Annotated in this window: 17 protein-coding genes; 8 read left to right on the forward strand and 9 right to left on the reverse strand. The window is 61.0% G+C overall.

The window, feature by feature from the left end:
* Positions 1-8: 8 nt before the first annotated feature.
* Complete coding sequence (locus tag BVU99_RS16945) at positions 9-2,102, reverse strand: prolyl oligopeptidase family serine peptidase (RefSeq protein WP_025302680.1); 2,094 nt, start codon at positions 2,100-2,102, stop codon at positions 9-11.
* 194 nt (positions 2,103-2,296) lie between these two features.
* On the reverse strand, positions 2,297-2,860 hold the full coding sequence (locus BVU99_RS16950) for an XRE family transcriptional regulator (RefSeq protein WP_025302679.1): 564 nt from the start codon (positions 2,858-2,860) through the stop codon (positions 2,297-2,299).
* Positions 2,861-2,975: 115 nt separating this feature from the next.
* Here BVU99_RS16950 and BVU99_RS16955 point away from each other — a divergent pair, with 115 nt between their 5' ends.
* Both BVU99_RS16955 and BVU99_RS16960 read left to right on the forward strand, forming a co-directional pair.
* Complete coding sequence (locus BVU99_RS16955) at positions 2,976-4,163, forward strand: benzoate/H(+) symporter BenE family transporter (RefSeq protein WP_049295487.1); 1,188 nt, start codon at positions 2,976-2,978, stop codon at positions 4,161-4,163.
* Positions 4,164-4,263: 100 nt separating this feature from the next.
* On the forward strand, positions 4,264-4,767 hold the full coding sequence (locus BVU99_RS16960) for a cupin domain-containing protein (protein ID WP_099816800.1): 504 nt from the start codon (positions 4,264-4,266) through the stop codon (positions 4,765-4,767).
* On the opposite strand, the gene BVU99_RS16965 is transcribed toward BVU99_RS16960, so the two are convergent.
* A complete protein-coding gene (locus BVU99_RS16965; RefSeq protein ID WP_025302676.1) occupies positions 4,732-5,586 on the reverse strand; it encodes an aminoglycoside phosphotransferase family protein in 855 nt (284 codons plus the stop codon). The two genes, BVU99_RS16960 and BVU99_RS16965, sit on opposite strands and share 36 nt — an antisense overlap.
* Before the next feature lie 182 nt (positions 5,587-5,768).
* Here BVU99_RS16965 and BVU99_RS16970 point away from each other — a divergent pair, with 182 nt between their 5' ends.
* Complete coding sequence (locus tag BVU99_RS16970; protein ID WP_060433876.1) at positions 5,769-6,149, forward strand: RidA family protein; 381 nt, start codon at positions 5,769-5,771, stop codon at positions 6,147-6,149.
* Positions 6,150-6,861: 712 nt separating this feature from the next.
* Here BVU99_RS16970 and BVU99_RS16975 read toward each other — a convergent pair.
* Positions 6,862-7,242 (reverse strand): nuclear transport factor 2 family protein, encoded by a 381-nt coding sequence (locus BVU99_RS16975; protein WP_025302674.1) that lies wholly within the window; start codon positions 7,240-7,242, stop codon positions 6,862-6,864.
* Between the two features lie 276 nt (positions 7,243-7,518).
* On the opposite strand from BVU99_RS16975, the gene BVU99_RS16980 reads away from it, so the two are divergent.
* A complete protein-coding gene (locus tag BVU99_RS16980; RefSeq protein ID WP_004938382.1) occupies positions 7,519-7,788 on the forward strand; it encodes a hypothetical protein in 270 nt (89 codons plus the stop codon).
* Here BVU99_RS16980 and BVU99_RS16985 read toward each other — a convergent pair.
* Complete coding sequence (locus tag BVU99_RS16985) at positions 7,785-8,177, reverse strand: nuclear transport factor 2 family protein (RefSeq protein WP_004938379.1); 393 nt, start codon at positions 8,175-8,177, stop codon at positions 7,785-7,787. The genes BVU99_RS16980 and BVU99_RS16985 overlap by 4 nt on opposite strands.
* Positions 8,178-8,409: 232 nt before the next feature.
* Between BVU99_RS16985 and BVU99_RS16990 the strand changes: the two genes are divergently transcribed.
* From BVU99_RS16990 to gstA, 4 genes are all read left to right on the forward strand, one after another.
* Positions 8,410-9,075: an HD domain-containing protein gene (locus BVU99_RS16990; protein WP_025302673.1), complete on the forward strand. Its 666-nt coding sequence runs from the start codon at positions 8,410-8,412 to the stop codon at positions 9,073-9,075.
* 95 nt (positions 9,076-9,170) lie between these two features.
* Positions 9,171-9,434: a DUF3811 domain-containing protein gene (locus tag BVU99_RS16995; protein ID WP_004938373.1), complete on the forward strand. Its 264-nt coding sequence runs from the start codon at positions 9,171-9,173 to the stop codon at positions 9,432-9,434.
* A gap of 360 nt (positions 9,435-9,794) precedes the next feature.
* Positions 9,795-10,679, forward strand: a complete 885-nt coding sequence (dapA, locus tag BVU99_RS17000) for a 4-hydroxy-tetrahydrodipicolinate synthase (protein WP_049209383.1) — start codon at positions 9,795-9,797, stop codon at positions 10,677-10,679.
* Between the two features lie 92 nt (positions 10,680-10,771).
* Positions 10,772-11,377: a glutathione transferase GstA gene (gstA, locus tag BVU99_RS17005; protein WP_025302671.1), complete on the forward strand. Its 606-nt coding sequence runs from the start codon at positions 10,772-10,774 to the stop codon at positions 11,375-11,377.
* Positions 11,378-11,416: 39 nt separating this feature from the next.
* Here the strand turns inward: gstA and pdxY are convergent, their stop codons facing one another.
* The 4 genes from pdxY to BVU99_RS17025 form a co-directional block, all read right to left on the reverse strand.
* Positions 11,417-12,277, reverse strand: a complete 861-nt coding sequence (gene pdxY / locus BVU99_RS17010) for a pyridoxal kinase PdxY (protein WP_043141216.1) — start codon at positions 12,275-12,277, stop codon at positions 11,417-11,419.
* 83 nt (positions 12,278-12,360) lie between these two features.
* Positions 12,361-13,635, reverse strand: coding sequence for a tyrosine--tRNA ligase (tyrS, locus tag BVU99_RS17015; protein ID WP_043141190.1), 1,275 nt, complete (start codon positions 13,633-13,635; stop codon positions 12,361-12,363).
* A gap of 138 nt (positions 13,636-13,773) precedes the next feature.
* Positions 13,774-14,427: a pyridoxamine 5'-phosphate oxidase gene (gene pdxH / locus BVU99_RS17020; RefSeq protein WP_043141187.1), complete on the reverse strand. Its 654-nt coding sequence runs from the start codon at positions 14,425-14,427 to the stop codon at positions 13,774-13,776.
* 88 nt (positions 14,428-14,515) lie between these two features.
* Positions 14,516-14,818, reverse strand: a complete 303-nt coding sequence (locus BVU99_RS17025; RefSeq protein ID WP_043141183.1) for an MliC family protein — start codon at positions 14,816-14,818, stop codon at positions 14,516-14,518.
* Positions 14,819-14,820: the final 2 nt, after the last annotated feature.

The raw sequence follows: 14,820 nt of genomic DNA on the forward strand, positions 1-14,820 counted from the left end.
AAACGGGTTTACGCTGATTTGGGTTTATCGCTCAGGTTGGCCCACATGAATTCGCTTACCAGTGCGCTGTGGAATGCCGCCTGTTGCTTGTCGGCGGCGGCGCTGTGCCCGCCTTCGGTATTTTCATAGAAATAAGCCTGCTGATACCCCATCGCCTGCATGCGCGCCGCCATTTTGCGCGCGTGGGCCGGGTTGACCCGATCGTCGCTGGTCGCGGTATAGAACAACACCGGCGGATAGGCCGTCTGCGTCTGAATGTTGTGGTACGGCGAGAAGGTCTTGATGTAGGCCCACTCCTCCGGCTTGCTCGGGTCACCGTATTCGGCGATCCACGACGCGCCGGCAGAAAGCTGCGTATAGCGCTGCATGTCCAGCAGCGGCACTTCGCAAACGATGCAGCCGAACAGCTGCGGATACAACGTCAGCATATTGCCCACTAACAGGCCGCCGTTGCTGCCGCCGCGCGCGCCCAGATGCGGTGCCGAGGTCACCTTGCGTGCGATGAGATCTTCGGCCACGGCGGCGAAATCCTCGTAGGCGCGATGGCGGTTCTGCTTGAGCGCCGCTTGATGCCAGGCCGGGCCGTATTCGCCGCCGCCGCGGATGTTGGCCACCACGTATACCCCACCGCGTTCCAGCCAGGCCGGCGCCTTGCCGCCGAGATAGCCCGGCAGCAGCGGCACTTCAAACCCGCCGTAGCCATACAGCAGCGTCGGCGTGCTGCCGTCCGGTTTGAGATCTTTGGCGGCAATCTGGAAATACGGCACGCGGGTGCCGTCCTTGGAACGCGCAAAATGCTGGCTCACTTGGTAGCCTGACGCGTCAAAATCCTGCGGCGCCTGTTTCAGCAGCGTCGCCTCACCGCCATCGAGGTTGCCCATATACAGTGAGGTCGGTTGCAGGAACCCGCTGACCGTCAGGAAATAGGCGTTGCTCTCTTCGTCGATGCCGCCGGCGGAAAGGGTGCTGATGGCGCCGGGGTTGCCCAGCGAACGACGTTGCCAGCTGCCGCCCTGCGGCGTCAGCACTTCCAGACGGTTGACCACGTTATCCATGATACTGAGGATCAGATGATCGCGGGTGCCGCTGTAGCCGCTCAGCGCCTGCTCCGCCGTTGGGGTAAACAGCAGTTGCAGCTCGCGCTTACCCGCCAGATAGTCATCGAAGTTGGCCGCCAGCAGCGCGCCGGACGGATAGCGCTTGCCGCCCACCTCCCAGTCGCTGCTCGGTTTGATCAGCAGCCATTCCCGATGCGTATCCAGCTCGGCGTCGGCCGGGATGTCGATTTTTTTCTGCCGGCCGTCCTGCATCAGCAAGAAATAGTCGCGGCGGTAGAAGTCCAGGCTGCGGCCGACGAAATCGCGCTCAAAACCCGGCGTGCGGTCGTGATAGGCGAAGACCGCCATGTCCTCGGGCTGCGCTTCGTACAGCGTTTCGGCGGCGCTCAGCGGCGTGCCGCGCCGCCAGCGCTTGGCGATGCGCGCGTAGCCGGACTGGGTCATCGAGCCGGGGCCGAAATCGGTGGCGATGAACAGCGTATCCCGATCGACCCAGGAGACCCGACTTTTCGCCACCGGTACATTAAAACCGTCTTTGACGAAGCGTTTGGCCACCAGATCGAATTCGCGGATCTCGGTGGCGTCACCGCCGTCCGGCGACAGCTGCATCAGGCAATAACGGTATTCCGGCGCCAGCGGTTGCGAGCCCTGATAGACCCAATCCTTGCCCTCCGCTTTGCCCAACGCATCGATATCCAGCACCGTCTCCCAGGCCGGTTTGGCCTTGCGGTACTCGTCCAGCGTGGTGCGCCGCAGCAGGCCGCGCGGGTTGGCCCGATCCTGCCAGAAGTTGTAATAGTACTCGCCGCGTTTGCTCACCCACGGGATTTGGGTGTCTTTATTAAGGATATCCAGGACTTCGCGCTCAATGCGCTGAAAGTCTTCGCCCTGGCCGAAACGCGCCACGGTGCGCTGATTTTCCTGCTGCACCCATTGCAGCGCTTTTTTACCCTGCAGCTCCTCCAGCCACAGGAAGTCATCGCCGGCGGCCGCGCCGCCCTCCGCCGCCATCGCCAGGCGGATACTGTTAGGTAATGAAGTCATCGCGAATACGGCTCCTGCGGTTTGCGCACTGAGTTTAATGAACTGACGTCGATTGGTGACCGGCAAAATCAAGCTCCTTTTGAGTCGGCTGCAACGCCGCCCCGTCATGGGCGACAGCCTGTGAAATAAGAGTCATTTTCAACAAGGTAGGCGTTTGGCGGCGCGGAGTCAAAGCCCGCGGCCACCGCGTTGAGTCAGGATTGAGGATAGTGGATCAGATCGTGGATGCGCACCGTTTGTGAACTGGCGTTGCGGTAGGCGTGCGGCCGATCGGCCTGAAAGCGCATCGCTTCGCCGGCCGCCAGGCTGTGCCATTCGCCGTCGATCGCCAATTCTAGTCGGCCGCTGATCACGATCACATGCTCGATCACGCCCGGCTCATGGGGCGACGATTCGCTGAGCGCGCCCGGTGCGAGATCGATGACGAACATATCGAAACCCAGCTGGCGGTCGTAGGGAAACAGCGGCACCACGCGCATATCAGCATTGTCCTGATCGTACACCGGCAGTTCACCGTAGCGGTGCAGCGTCGCCTGTTGCTGAGCGGGCGACGCCTCAAGAAAGGCGGAGAACGCCACGTTGAAGCCGGTGGCGATCTTCCACAGCGTCGCCACCGTCGGGCTGGATTCACCGCGTTCAATCTGCCCGAGCATCGCTTTGCTGACGCCGGTGTATTCCGCCGCCTGCGTCAGGCTCCAGCCGCGCTGTGTGCGCAGCGTGCGAAGGGTGTGCGCCAAATGGCCGGCAAGTTCCTGCATCCTGTTCTCCTCTGCGTATCGTGCCCGATTATACCCGCTTGTGCGCTATAACGCACGGTGCTATGCTGATTTCTTGTCGTGCGTTATAACGCACAATTACCGATTGGAGCTCCTCATGCGCCCAGCCCTCTCCCTGCGCCATCTGACCCTGCCCGCCATCATGGCCGGTTTTGTCGCCGTTCTGGTGGGTTACACCAGCTCTGCCGCGATCATTTTCCAGGCCGCCGCCGCCGCAGGCGCCACGCCGGCGCAGATCGGCGGCTGGCTGAGCGCACTGGGGATCGCGATGGGTGTCACCTCGCTCGGGCTCTCGCTTTACTACCGCACCCCGATCCTCACCGCCTGGTCGACGCCCGGCGCGGCGCTGCTGGTCACCAGCCTGCCCGGCACGCCGATCAACGAGGCGATCGGCGTGTTTATCTTCGCTTCCGGTCTGATCCTGCTGTGCGGCGTCACCGGGCTGTTCGCCCGCCTGATGGACTACATCCCGCAGGCGATTTCTGCGGCGATGCTGGCGGGGATCTTGCTGCGTTTCGGGCTGGACGCCTTCGCTTCGCTGCAGCTCAATTTCCCCCTCAGCGCCGGCATGGGGCTGGCCTATCTGCTCAGCCGCCGTTATCAACCGCGCTACGCCATCGTGCTGACGCTGGCGGTTGGGCTGGCGATCGCCGCGCTGCAGGGCAATATCCAGCTAACGCAGCAAGCGCCGGCGTTCGCCATGCCGGAATTTATCGCGCCGCATTTCAATTGGCCGACGCTGCTCGGCATCGGCGTGCCCTTCTTCGTGGTCACCATGGCTTCGCAAAACGCCCCCGGCATCGCCACGCTGCAGGCGGCGGGCTACCGCGTCCCCACCTCACCGCTGATCGCCTGGACGGCGCTGACCGCACTGCTGCTGGCGCCGTTCGGCGGCTTCTCGGTGTGCATCGCCGCGATCACCGCCGCCATCTGCATGGGGCCGGACGTGCATCCCGATCCGCAGCGACGCTATATGGGCGCGGTGGCCGCCGGCGGTTTCTACCTGCTGGCCGGGCTGTTCGGCGGCGCCATCGGCCTGCTGTTCAGCGCGTTGCCGGTCGCCCTGATCCACACCATCGCCGGGCTGGCGCTGCTCGGCACCATCGGCGGCAGCCTGCAACGCGCCCTGCATGATGAAAAGCAGCGCGACGCGGCGCTGATCGCCTTCCTCATCACCGCCTCCGGCGTCACGCTGCTCGGCATCGGTTCGGCCTTCTGGGGCATTGTCGGCGGCGCCATCGCCCATCTGCTGCTGTCGCTGCCGCGGCGAACCACCGAGGCGTAACGGGCGGTCTACATTGACAAGCGACGCCGTGGCGCCTTCACTTTCTCTGTCGTCTGAATGTCAATTCACCTAACAAGTGACACCGTCACCAAGGAAGCTTATGACCGAGAAAGCCGAGCTGTTGGCCCAGCGCCTGATACGCAATGTCGAACAGGTAGAGATGAAGCATGACCGGCGGCCGCCGCTGTATGACAGCATCGGCGCTCGTCTCGGCACCGGCACCGCCGCCGACAAGCTGGGCGCTTCTTTCGATTGTGTGGCGCCGGGCATGCGCTCCTGCCCCTACCATTTTCACTACGCTCAGGAGGAAATGTTCATCATTTTGGAAGGCAGCGGTACGCTGCGCGTGGCCGGAGAAATGCTGCCGATCGTCAGCGGGGATGTCATTTTCATTCCGCCTGGCCCGGAATACCCGCACCAGATCATCAACACCTCCGATGCGCCGCTGAAGTACCTGTCCGTCAGCACGCGCGAACAGCCGGAAGTGGTGATGTATCCGGACTCAGGCAAATACCAGGCGATGGCGCGCGGCAATGACGGCGAACAGGTGCGTTATCTGCAACGCCCTTCAGCCTCGCTCGATTACTGGCAGGATGAACCCTGAATCGCCGGCCGGCAACGGGAGATCCAACGCGCGCGCCGCCAGCTCGGCCACGCGGAAGTCGATATCCGCCGCCTGCCCGTCTTCCATAAACCAGGCGGCGGAGAGCCCCGCCCAGGCCAGGATCCATTGCAGCAAGCGCCGGCGTTCCAGCCCGGCCAAGCGACAGACCTGTTCCACGCGCCGCTGGAAAATGGCCGGGTCGGTGGCGATGCCGTAGTTGGGATTACAGAAGATATTGGCGTAATCGAAGCCCCGTTCGCCGTACAAACGCTTGGGATCGATCGCCAGCCAGCCGCGTTCGCCGAAGTCCAGCACGTTGTCATGGTGGATATCACCGTGCAGCACGCTTTCATCTCGCGGGCTACTCAGCAATTCCGCCGCCGTTGTGGCGCTGAGACGCAGCATGCCACCGTGCGCCTGCGCCGCCGGCCACAGCGAGCTGAACCACTCTTGCAACGGGATCAATTCGGGCAGCGGTGCCGCGCGCGGCGCATGCAAGGCGGCGATCGCCCGGCACAGGATCGCCGTGGCCTGCTCATCGTCGCCGTCACGCACCAGCTGCGCCAACGAGCTTTCGCCCTGTGCGCGCTCCAGCAGAATGCCGTCTTCGTGCCACGCCAACACCTGCGCGGCGCCTTCCCCGCGCCACCAGCACATCAGCTGGCCGCCGAAGCGCTCCTCCTGCTCGCGGGCGATCTTCAGCATGGCGGCCTCGCCCCGGTAACGCACCGGCATCAGCAGGCTGCTGTGGGTTTCGAAGGCTTTACCGTCCTGTTCCAGTTGCCAGCGTTGCAGGTAGGGAGTAAAAAGCGGGTTCATCGTCTCATGCGTCCTTGTGGCCGATCTGCGCCGCACTGTCACATTCGGGTGAGAGACGACGTATAAAATAAAGAGGGATGATACGCTCATATATCATCGGTGTGCGGCGTCTGGCCGCCGTTTCCTCAGTATCCTAACCAAGTTTGTCGCTTTTATTAACCGGTCTTGCGCGGGGTTTGATCATGACATCATTAAAACGCACGAATTATCCGCAGTTGCCTACGCCGGGCGGCCCCTATGTGCATGCGGTGCGCCACGGCGATCGCCTGTATGTGTCGGGCTTGACGGCCTTCGCCACCGACGCGCAAGGCTTGAACGCGCCGGAACAGACGCAGGAGATCCTCGAGCAATTGGCGACCATCGCCGCCAGCGAAGGCGTGAATCTCAAGGCCTTGATTAAAATCAGCGTGTTCCTGACCGACATCGCCGATCTGGCGGGCGTGCGCCCGGTGCTGTTTGACTATTTCGACGGCGCGCTGCCGGCCTGTTCACTGATGGCGGTCAGCGCGTTGTTCTCACCCGCAGTGTGTGTGGAAATTGAGGCGGTGATGGCGTTGCAATAAGGCGCGGCTAGAGCACAATGCTGATTCAGTTAAGCGTTTTTCTGCAGGCGTTCGTGACATTTTCGGTCGATAAAAGTGAGATGCCTCATGTGGCTCACGCACCTCGACCGAGCCAGGGGCCGAAGGCGCGGCCCCTGGCAACCCGCGCCTTTGCCCTATCAGACGGTTGGCTTTGCCAACTGCCCTCTCTCCGCCATAGCACATTGAGGCCGGTTGCGACAGGCGTCCCTGCCTGTCTCACCTGAAACCGCCGTCCATGGCGGTTTCTCCTAATGCGCTATGCCTGCGTTCGGCGTCTTCAAGGGCGCCCAACACCGCGCTCATCTCCAACTTCTCTGCCATAACCTCATCAGCGGCAGATTTCCCGGTAGCTGCCAGCTCGGGTGTTGACCTTTAACGCGCATCACCGGCTGCCGAGCAAGGCGGCGTTGTCAGGGGCAACCGGCCAGGGAAGGCCGGTTGAGGCGAGACTAACAGGGACGTTTGTCGCAGCCGACCCGCCCGACAATGCAGACACGGCGAGGGTATCCGCGCAGCGGACAGGCGGTGTTAAGCAAAGGCGCGGGTGTAGGGGCCGCGCCATCGGCCCCTACAATTGCCGTTCATGTTGGCCACAAAGAAATGCGGAACATTGACGGCAATTCCCCTGCACAGAACGCCCAGAGGCTGGATAAGAAAAATGCCACTCAGGCTTAAGTGAGCGGCATTGCGGCTAGAGCGCACCTTCATCCGGCATGCAGGGGCCGATCTTGAACCAGGCTTTGGCGATCTGCCCCTGTTCCACTTCGTAAATGGCGATGACATCCATTTTGCCGCGCCCCTGCGGGAAGTTGCGCGTCACCACTTCCTGATCGACCACCATATTCCCCACCGCCATGCGTTTTATCCGTTCGCCATACAGACTCGGCTCCTGGAAACGCACAAGATGCCGTTCACGGATCGCCGCCTTGCCGCTGGCCAGCAGCGTGTCGGGATGCTCGTAATACTGCGCGTCGTCCGCCCAGCAGGCCATAAAGGCCTCGATGTCGCGGGCGTTATAGGCGTCAAGCTGTTGTTGAACCACATCCTGCGGGCGTGCCGTTTTATCGTTCATCACATCCTCCTGCCGAAGTTAACCGCCGCATACGTCGAACCCATCACGTTAACCGCCCAGTGCTGCAGCTTGATGACACGGCGAGATTTGAATAAAAAACCAAAAATAGCGAATAAATAACCTATCACGCCCGATGGGTAATTCAAGCGCCCGCGCATAAATTTTCTGCGCCGCGCCAGGGGCGGTGAAAACCGCATAACGCCACGCGTTAATCTTTGCGGCGGTTAGGGAAATTCTGCTAATTTAGCGTGAACAGCCTGATGATAACGAAACGCTATGCAGCAAAAACCGGTGTTGGACGAAGCCAGACAGTTAAAACGACTCAACGCCGCCACGCGGCGCCAATCCCATATGTACAAATGGATCGCGCTGATTGCTGCGCTAGATGCGCTGTTGGTGTTTTGGTATGACCGAGATATGCGCAACGTCACCTTCTCGGGAGCGGTTGCGCTGGTGTGCGGCTATTTGTGGATCCGCGATCGCAACAAGGCCCGGGGTTACCGGCGCGAGTTCGACCGCAAATTCGGCAAGCGCAGCGGCGATTAAGGCTGCATTGCTTCCAGCACTTTAGCGCTGTCGACGATCTGCACGAACTTCACGATTTTTCCGGCGCGAAGCGTATAAATATGCGCAAAGGAGGCGCTGAAGGATTTGCCGGTGGCCCGGTAAGTGCCGTGATAAAAACCCTGAGCGATCACGTTGTCGCCGGCATCGTAAAAGTGATCGACGTCGGCGCGGTAACCTTGCCATTCGCTGCCCAGGCGCTGATGCACGTTCTTGATGATGTTCTCCGGGCCGATATAGGTACCGGCGTAAGGGAAACCCGCGGCTTCGGTCCACTCTGCATCGGGGGCCAGCGCCGCCAGCAGATTGCGGCCGTTTTCTTCGGAGCTGCCTTCATAGGTTGCGCGCACTATTTCAAGAGGGGTTGGCATGTCTCTTCTCCAAATGGCTGATGAGGATATTCCGGCCATCCCCGCGGACACAGGCTCTCACCAAGCGGAGACGGCGGAATGCGGCTATTCTAGGTTGCTTGTTTCGCTGCAAAAACCGCAGTTATGACAATAGTGGGTTGCACTTTAGTAAACAATAACCATTTTTCTGTCATTTTCCCGGCATCCGACACGGCTATGCTGATTGACCGATTTTCCCCAACAGGAGCTGAACGTGTCTTTACCCTCGCTGACGCAAGAGTTGTTACAACCGTTTTCCCCCTACCAAACGCTGGCGCAAACGCTGTTGCCGCTCACCCTCGAGTCGGACGACGGTTCGCATGACGTGGCGCACCTGCATCGAGTCTGGAAGAACTGCCGCCACATCAGCAAGCTGGAAGGCGGCGACCGGCGCATTCTCTGCGCGGCGGTGCTGCTGCATGACGCCGTGGCGGTGGAAAAAAACTCGCCGCAGCGCCATCTGGCCTCGCGCATGGCGGCGGAGCAAGCCACGCTGACGCTGACCCGGCTGGAATGGGCGCCGGCGGACATCGCGGCGGTAGCCCACGCCATTGAAGCGCACAGTTTTTCCGCTGGCATCCCCCCGCAAACGCTGGAGGCAAAGATCCTGCAGGACGCCGATCGTCTCGACGCCATTGGCCTGATTGGCGTGGCGCGCTGCTTCTATATCGGCGGCCGCATGCGCAGTGCGCTGTACGACGCCGCCGACCCGCGGGCCGAACATCGCCAATACGACGACAAACGTTTCAGCCTGGATCACTTCGAAACCAAGCTGTTCAAACTGCAAGACGGCTTCCAGACTGCCGCCGGGCGGCACATGGCCGAGCTTCGCACCGAACGCATGCGGCGTTTTGTCGATGATCTGCTGGAGGAGGTGTAATGCCGGCCTACGGGGCATTTTCGTTATGCCCATAACATTTTCGGTCACATAACACCGTTAAACTGAAAGCCAACTTCACCGAACGGGCGGCACAGATGAAAAAGTTGACGTTGAAAGAGATGACGGAAAGCGAGCAACGGGAAGTCAAAACCGAGCTGGACAAAGCGCGTAAAAGCCACGGCCGGCCGCTGACCAACGCCGAACAGCACAAGGTCAAGGATGAAGTGGTGGCGCGCATCATGGCCGCCAGAGCAAAGCTCGCCAAGGCAGAGCGTGCAGAACGCAAAGCCAACCGCTACCGGCCAAGCGGCGACACCTTCAGTTGGTCTGCCACTATCGGCTCCCGCCCGCCGCGCTGAGCCAGTCAAACCCTCCCCGCCGCGGCGGGGATTTTATTTATTAGCCAAACTCATCCCTGCTGATGAATCATGAATAACAATGTTATCAATCTGTTGTAAATTGACAGCCTGATGAAGAATATTCATTATCACCCCACTTCTCCTTTTCACGAGACTGCCATGGCCTACCCACGCAACGCTGATATTCTGATGACACCTGCGTTGTCCGTTGGCGGTTTGGCGGCGGTTAAATCGAAGAAACAGACGCTCATTTGACCGGGGCGCGCTGTCCCGTCAGATGAGCTGACTGGATGGCCCGCAACGCCCGGCCTTCAATTTTCTCATCTGGCTTCTCTGTCGGTCACACAGAAGGAATATTTTATGGCCTCATTTTCGGGTATTTGGGTGGCGATGGTTACCCCTTTCAATCAAGATGCCGTCGATCTGGCGGCAGTGAAACGCCTAGCGCGGCACCTGCTCGACGCCGGCATCGACGGCCTGGTGGTCTGCGGCTCTACCGGTGAAGCCGCCGCGCTGAGCAAGGAAGAACAGCTGGCGGTGCTCGACGCCGTGCTGGAGGTGGCGCCCGCCCATCAGGTGGTGATGGGCCTTTCCGGCAATAACATGGCCGCCACGCTGCAGATGCAGCAGGCCATTCAGCTGCGCGACATCGCCGGCGTGCTGATCCCGGCGCCTTACTACATCCGCCCTTCGCAATGCGGCCTGATCGACTATTTCACCCAGTTGGCCGACGCCTCCACCGTGCCGGTGATCCTGTACAACATTCCGCAGCGCACCGGCATCGCCATGGAGCTGGCCACGCTGCGCCGGCTCGCACGTCACCCGCGCATCACCGCCATCAAGGACTGCGGCGGCAACCCTGACGCTACCATGGCGCTGATCGCCGACGGCGAAATCGATGTGATGACCGGGGAAGACAATCTGATCCTCACCACGCTGTGCCTCGGCGGCACCGGTGCCATTTCCGCCGCCGCGCATGTTCACCCGGAACGTTTCGTCCAGCTGGTACAGCAAGTCGCCACCGGCGATCTGGCCGCTGCGCGCAGCAACTTCTATGAGCTGCTGCCGATGATCCACCAGATGTTCAGCTTCCCGAATCCGGCGCCGGTCAAGACGGTACTGGCCCAACAGGGGCTGATCGCCAATGAGTTACGTTCGCCCATGCAGGTGGCGCCGCAGGCGCTGCAACAGCAGATCGCCGCAACGCTGGCGCAGCTGCAGACAGCCGAGGCGCTCATCGGTTAAATTTGTAAGCTAAGCCGCTGTAATTTTGGCGCTATGGGACTACGATGAGAGGTTAAGCATGCCCGTCATTCGTCATCAACAAGGAGCTTCCGATGAAACTGTTCTATAAAGCCGGCGCCTGTTCGCTGTCCCCGCATATCGTGCTGCGCGAGGCAGGGCTGGATTTTACGGCGGAGAAGGTCGATCTGGCGCAGAAGAAAACCGAGAGCGGCGCCGATTACCTCGCCATCAATCCCAAGGGACAGGTCCCGGCGCTGCTGCTGGACGATGGCAGCCTGCTGACCGAAGGCGTGGCGATCGTACAATACCTGGCGGACCGCGTGCCGGACCGCAACCTGATCCCGGCGGCGGGCACCCTGTCGCGCTACCACGCGATCGAATGGCTGAACTACATCGCCACCGAACTGCACAAAGGGTTCAGCCCGCTGTTCAACCCGAAGACGCCCGAGGAATACAAAACCATCGCGCGCGCCAGGCTGGAGCAGCAGTTCAGCTATCTGGATTCGGTGCTGGCGAAGCAGCACTTCCTGTTGGGGAGCCGTTTCAGCGTGGCTGACGCCTACCTGTTCACCGTGCTGCGCTGGGCATTCGCCCTGCAGTTTGACGTGCGCAAGCACGCCCATCTGGCGGCCTGGTTCGATCGCGTTGCGGCGCGCCCGGCGGTAGATGCGGCGCTGAACGCCGAAGGATTGAAGTAAACACTCGGCCCCGGTGGCCATCGCCGGGGCCCGTTGCACTTACAGTTTTACCGCTTTGAATTCGCTGCGCGGCTGCACGATCCGATCCTGCGCCGCCACCACCTGCAGCTCGTATTCCCCCATCTCCTGAGTCGTCAGCATCACCTCATACACGGCGGCGGTCACGTGCTCCAGCGCTTTATCCAGCGCCTCGCCCTTCAGTAGATCCACCAGCAGCAGACCGCTGGTCAAATCGCCGACGCCGACCGGCTGACGCGCGCCGAAGTCCACCAGCGGCCGGCTGATGTGCCAGGCCTCGTCCGCCGTCACCAGCAGCATTTCGAAGCAGTCGGCGTGATAGCCGGCGCGGGCCAGGTGCTTAACCAGCACCAGCCGCGGCCCTTTGGCGATCAGCACGCGGGCGGCCTGCACCGCATCGGCCACGTTGGCGACGGCCATCTGGCTCAGCATTTCCAGCTCCAGCAGGTTCGGCGCCACCATGTCGCTGCACGGCAACGCCTGGCGGCAGTGAAACTCGGCCACGCCCGGCGCCACGATGCAGCCTTTTTCCGGATGCCCCATCACCGGATCGCAAAAATACCAGGCGTTCGGGTTCGCCTGCTTAACCTGACGCACGATCTCCAGAATATGGTCACCCTGCTCCGGCGAACCGATATAACCGCTCAGCACCGCATCACAGCGCTTCAGTTGATCGATATTGGCGATACCCTGCGCGATCTCAGTCAGGTGGCTGGCCGGCATGACGCAGCCGGTCCACTGGCCGTATTGCGTATGGTTGGAGAACTGCACCGTGTTCAGCGGCCAGACGTTGACGCCCATGCGGCGCATCGGAAACTCAGCCGCACTGTTGCCGGCGTGACCAAACACCACGTGCGACTGGATAGAAAGAATGTTTTTCATCGACAGACTCGTTCTGAATACGGCAGCCGGGCGGCTGCCCAAAAATAAAGGGGCCGCCAGGGCCCCTTACCGTCATTATTCGCTTACTGCCAATCCACCAGGCAGTAGTGTTTCTTGCCGCGACGCAGCAGCGTGTAGCGGCCGAACAGACGATCTGAATCGCTGAAGCGGTATTCGGCATCGGACTGTTTCTCACCGTTGATGGTCACCGCGTTGGAACCGATCATGGTGCGCGCCTGGCCGCGTGACGGCACCAGTTCGGCATTCACCAACGCCTGCTGCAGATCGGCGTCGCCATCCAGTTTGATGGTCGGCATACCGTCCTGCGCCAGTTGGGCGAAGTCCGCTTCGGTCATGTCATGCAGCGCGCCGGAGAACAGGCTCTGCGTGATGCGCTTGGCGGCCGCCAGGCCTTCCGCACCGTGCACCATGCCGGTCACTTCTTCCGCCAGCACGTACTGGGCGCGCGGCGCCTTGCCGCTGTTTTTGTCTTCTTCTTCCAGCGCGTTGATGTCTTCCAGGCTCATGAAGGTGAAGAATTTCAGGAAGCGGTAAACGTCAGCGTCGGCGGTATTGATCCAAAACTGGTAGAACTTGTACGGGCTGGTTTTTTCCGGCGCCAGCCAGACCGCGCCGCCTTCGGTTTTACCGAACTTGGTGCCGTCTGCTTTGGTGATCAACGGCACGGTCAGGCCGAACACCTGTTTCTGGTGCTGACGACGCGTCAGATCGATACCTGAGGTGATGTTGCCCCACTGATCGGAACCACCGATCTGCAGCTCCACCTGGTGGCGGTTGTACAGCTCGGAGAAATCGTAGCCCTGCAGCAGGTTATAGGAGAACTCGGTGAAGGAGATGCCGGAGTCGTCGCGGTTCAGGCGCTGCTTGACCGCTTCCTTGTTGATCATCTGGTTGACGGAGAAGTGCTTGCCGATGTCACGCAGGAAGGTCAGCACGTTCATGCCGCCGAACCAGTCGTAGTTGTTGGCCGCGATGGCGCTGTTGCTGCCGCAGTCGAAATCGAGGAACGGGGAAACCTGTTTGCGGATCTTCTCGACCCACTCGTTCACCGTATCGGTGGTGTTCAGCTTGCGCTCCGCCGCTTTGAAGCTCGGATCGCCGATGAGGCCAGTGGCGCCGCCCACCAACGCTACCGGCTTGTGGCCGGCCAGCTGGAAGCGCTTCAGGCACAACAGAGGAACCAGATGGCCCAAATGCAAGCTGTCAGCGGTCGGATCGAAACCGCAATACAGTGCAATTGGCCCTTGCGCCAGTCGCTCCGCTAACGCTTCCTCATCCGTAACCTGGGCAACGAGGCCCCGCTCTTGCAGTTGTTTAATCAAGTTGCTGCTTGCCATCAATGACTCCATGTATAAACGAATGCACCTTTGCCGGTACACGGCCTTTCGCCCAGTGGCGAAATAAAAATTCAGGGTAGCGCATAGAATAAAGCGCCGGCGGCGTCAGCACCAGCGCTTAGAGGGGATTTTACGTCTTCAAGGTGCCAGTCGGTCAATTTTCCAGTCATTCCCGTCCCGCTGATACAGGAAACGGTCATGCAGGCGATGGGCGCCGCCTTGCCAGAACTCGACGGAGTCAAATTTCACGCGGAATCCGCCCCAGAAACTCGGCAACGGCACTTCGCCCTGCTGGAACTTTTGCTTCAACTCGAGGAATTTGCTTTCCAGCACGCCGCGCGCGGAAATGCGCGACGACTGCTGCGACACCCAGGCGCCGATCTGGCTGTCCTTCGGCCGGCTGTTGAAGTACTTCAGCACCTCGAGGGTCGACAGGCGCTCCACCTGCCCCAGGAAAATCACCTGACGGTCGAGCATGTGCCAGGGGAACAGCAGGCTGATATGCGGGTTTTGCGCCAGCTGCTGTGCCTTGCGGCTGCCGAGGTTGGTGTAGAACACCAGCCCCTGCTCATCGAAATGCTTGAGCAGCACGATGCGCTGATACGGCTGGCCGTGTTCGTCGACGGTGGCGACGCACATGGCGGTAGGATCGGCCAGGCGCGCGTCGCAGGCCTGTTTCAACCAGCGCTCGAACAGTTCGAGCGGGTTGGCGGTCAGATCGTTGCGGCGCAGGCCGCCTCGGGTATATTCACGGCGCAGGTCCGCAACATCAAACTCATTCTTTTCAATCATCTGGTTTATCGACCAACTGAAAAAATCCGTCGTTACATTCTGCGCCTGCGGCGTCAGGAACTCAATCGCTCCGACGCCGCCGTGACCGTCACTCCGTCAACACGCAGTCGCTCATGACTACCTTGCCGTTGCGCTCAAGATAGGCGTTACGATCTTTCGACCAAAAAGTGTATTTACCGTCGCTGTATTTGGCACCGGTCAGCGCCAGCACCTGCTTAAGATGCAGTTGCTCGCCGTCCATCAGCAGGCTGACTTCGCTCGCCTTGCCGTCGAGCCCCACCGTCAGCGGCGTAGTGCCGCACTGGTAGTGCATCGTCTGGCTGCTCTGCGGCAGGATGTAGCTGCAGCCGGACAACGCCAGCGCGCCGGCGACGAAAATGACTTTTTTCATGC

This window comes from Serratia sp. OLAL2 (assembly GCF_002752475.1).
GTDB classification, from domain to species: Bacteria; Pseudomonadota; Gammaproteobacteria; order Enterobacterales; family Enterobacteriaceae; genus Serratia; species Serratia bockelmannii.